Origin of the sequence: Paraburkholderia sp. BCC1885, assembly GCF_900996235.1 — a bacterium.
Taxonomy (GTDB): domain Bacteria; phylum Pseudomonadota; class Gammaproteobacteria; order Burkholderiales; family Burkholderiaceae; genus Paraburkholderia.
Genome location: NZ_CAAJGM010000010.1, coordinates 1 through 1,173, shown reverse-complemented (window position 1 = coordinate 1,173; position 1,173 = coordinate 1). Strand labels below are relative to the sequence as shown.

General features: G+C 55.7%; 1 protein-coding gene. It reads right to left on the bottom strand.

Annotated elements, in window-relative coordinates:
* Positions 1–152: 152 nt before the first annotated feature.
* Entirely contained in the window at positions 153–1,106 is a 954-nt protein-coding gene (locus tag FQ755_RS00070) for an IS5 family transposase (RefSeq protein ID WP_144150089.1), read from the bottom strand.
* Positions 1,107–1,173: the final 67 nt, after the last annotated feature.

Here is a 1,173-nt window from a genome sequence, read left to right as displayed (position 1 = left end):
GGAAGGTCTGAACAAATCATTTTCAGCCTGACTGTTCGCCACATTCGAAATTGGCGGGTCTCGAAAGTCGTTTTCTTGTTGGGAACCGAATGAATACCGACCAGAAATTGATCTCGATGTTTGAAGATCGTCACTCTCGCGGTGTTTGCCGCTCACATTTTCAGCAGCTTGCGACGCGCCATCCAGAGATTGGACAGCGCGAACAGCGTTGTCAGTTGTGCGGTGTTTTTCTTCAGACCACGGTAGCGCGCCTTCGCGAAGCCGAACTGCAATTTGATCACCCGAAACGGATGCTCTACCTTGGCGCGCACGCTTGCTTTAAGGTATTCAATTTCGTTGACGATGCGATCCAGCGCGTCGTCTTTGTCCAGCGCTGCGCGCTTGCCAGGGCACATCGCGACCATCCACTCCACTGCCTTCGTGCTCGTACGTTTTTGTATCCCGCGATAGCCCGCATCGCCGTACACAACAGTTTCCTTACCGTGCAGCAACGCGTCCGCCTTGACAATGTCATGCACGTTCGCGGCCGTTCCTTGAACGGTGTGTACCAGCCCGGATTCGGCGTCTACGCCGATATGCGCTTTCATGCCGAAGTACCATTGATTGCCTTTCTTGGTCGAACTCATCTCGGGATCGCGCTCACCGCTCGCGTTCTTGGTCGAACTGGGCGCGGCGATCAGCGTGGCATCAACGACCGTACCCGCTTTGAGCAGCAGGCCCTTGCTGCTAAGCACCGCATTGACCGCTGCGAGCATCTGGGCGGCAAGCTCATGCTTCTCAAGCAGATGCCTGAATCGCAAGATCGTGCTCTCGTCAGGCAGACGCATGTTCCAGTTGTCCAGTGCAGCAAACTCCCGAAACAGCGGCACGTCGTGCAACGCTTCTTCCATTGCAGGATCGCTCAAGGTGAACCACTGCTGCATGAAATGGATTCGCAACATCGTCTCCACCGGAAACGGCGGCCTGCCGCGCTTGCCTTCGGGCGCATGCGGCAATACCAGCGCCACCAGTACGCCCCATGGAACCACCCGGTTCATCTCGTCAAGGAACTCCCGCTTGCGCGTTCGTTTGGTCGTCAAATCCAATCCCAGATTAGCTTGTCTCATGCCCAAATCGTCGCAGTCGACGGCATATTTGGCAACTCAATTCCTGCATGATTTATGCAGACCTTCC